The organism is Allobosea sp. TAB14, from assembly GCF_052113865.1.
Classification (GTDB): domain Bacteria; phylum Pseudomonadota; class Alphaproteobacteria; order Rhizobiales; family Beijerinckiaceae; genus Allobosea; species Allobosea spartocytisi.
Genome location: NZ_JBFRDQ010000336.1, coordinates 1 through 2,001 on the forward strand (window position 1 = coordinate 1; position 2,001 = coordinate 2,001).

Annotated in this window: 2 protein-coding genes; both read right to left on the reverse strand. The window is 69.7% G+C overall.

Annotated features, from left to right (window positions below):
- Positions 1-625: FadR/GntR family transcriptional regulator (locus tag AB4Y99_RS27345; RefSeq protein WP_441525556.1), on the reverse strand; the 625-nt coding region annotated here is incomplete at its 3' end.
- 274 nt (positions 626-899) lie between these two features.
- Positions 900-2,001 (reverse strand): NAD(P)/FAD-dependent oxidoreductase (locus AB4Y99_RS27350; RefSeq protein ID WP_441525557.1); only part of this gene is annotated, 1,102 nt, incomplete at its 5' end.

Sequence of the window (2,001 nt, forward strand, 5' to 3'; positions counted from 1 at the left end):
CGACGATGGYGTCGAAGACSCKCYTRTGGTCGTCGATCAGGTAGGTCTTCATCGAGCYGAASMKCTGSACSAGCTCGCGSCGGCTGCGATGCGAGCGCGCCAGCAGCGTCGACATGGATTCATGCAGCACTGCGAGCGTCGGCGAACGCGAGGCCAGCACGATGGCTCGGTGGAACTCGAAATCGGCGTCGCCGCCCGCATCGGCATCGTCGATGGTCTCGCCGATGCGGACGAGCGCGCGTTGCAGCCGCTCGAAATCGGCGATGGTGGCGCGCTCGCAGGCCAGGCGCACGGCCTGGCACTCGATGGCGATGCGCGCCTCCATCACATCGTCGATGAGGTCGGCCTGCTGGGCGAGCGCGAGCGTGAAGAAGTCCTTCAGCATCGAGGCGTCCGGCCGCTTCACGATGGTGCCGACGCGTTCGCGGATCTCGACGATGCCGAGCATGTGCAGGGCGCGCAGTGCTTCGCGCACGATCGGCCGGCTCACGCCGAGCTGCGCGGCCAGTTCGCGTTCGGCCATGAGCCGCTCGCCCTGCTTCAGCGTGCCGTCGAGCAGCCGCTCCCGCAGATAGGCGAAGACGCGCTCGAACCCCGACGCGCTGTCGGTACCTTGAGCATCCATCCCTGACATCACCGTTCTTATTTTCTGGTAAGACCAGTACGATGACCAGAAGCGAAAATCAACCGCGAGATGGCGGCGGCGGGAAGCCGTGCGCTGTTCGGGTTCGCGATCTCCGTTTGCTGCGTCGATCCCGGAGATTTTCGGATTGCCGGTTGAACCGTGCGGCCTGAGGCGGTCATCACCCGTGCAATAGTCGCTCAGGGGATTGGGAGGCCCGCATCCACCGGGGCGTTGCGGTCGATCGCCCGGCGCGTCGTGCCGAAGAGCGCAGCGTTCAGCTCTGCGCCGCTGTCCCGGAAGCTGCCGCGAAGCGCTCGATGCGGAAATCGTGCAGGGGGATCTCGGTCGTGCCCGTCGCGATCAGCTCGGCCATGGTGTCGCCGACGCCGGGGCCGAGCTGGAAGCCGTGCCCGCTGAAGCCGAAGGCGTGGAACAGGCCCGGCGTGGTGGCCGAGGGGCCCATCACCGGCAGCATATCGGCGAGATAGCCCTCGCAGCCCGACCAGGTGCGGATCACCGCGACGTTCGCCAGCGCAGGCAGCAGGCGCACGAGTGCGCGCAACTGGGCCGGCAGGCGTGCCGGGTCGGCCTTGGCATGGCCGGGCTCGAGATCGACCGCGACGCGCTCGGCCGCGCCGCCGAAGACGATGTTGCCGCGCTCGACCTGTCGAAAATAGCCGTCTGCTCCATGCTGCCGGCTCCAGATGCCGACCACGGGCAGGACGCGGTGGGGCAGGGGTTCCGTCACGCCCATCTGCGGGCCGCGCGGCGTCAGCGGCACGGGCTCGCCGAAACGGGCGGCGATGGCTGCGCCCCAGGCGCCGGCCGTGTTGAGCAGGCGATCCGCCTCGAACACGCCTTTGGCGGTCGTGACGCGGAAGCCCGCCGCCGTGGCTTCGAGGCCGGTCACCGCGCAATCCTCGATGATGCTGGCGCCGAGCCGCTGCGCCGCATCGGCGAAGGCGGGCGCGATCAGCCGCGGGTTGCCGGACCCGTCCTGCGGGGAGAACGAGGCCGCGATCGCGCCAGGCCCGAGACCGGGAAAGCGCGCCCGGATCTCGTTGGCGCCGAGCTCTTCCAGCTCCAGCCCCCAGGGACGCGCGGCTTCGGCATAGGCGCGCATATCCGCCAGCGCGTCCTCCTCGAAGATCAGGCGCAGATGGCCGGTGGCACGGAACTCGACGTCGCGCCCGAGCAGGCGCGCGGCCTCGCCCCAGAGCGCGCGGGAGCGATGCGCCAGCGGCAATTGCGTGAGATGGCGGCCGGTGCGGCGGATATTGCCGAAGGAGGCGACGGTCGCTCCCGTTCCCACCCGGCCGTGCTCGAGCAGCGTCACGCGCAAGCCCCGCCGGGCCAGGAAATAGGCGGAGGCGGTC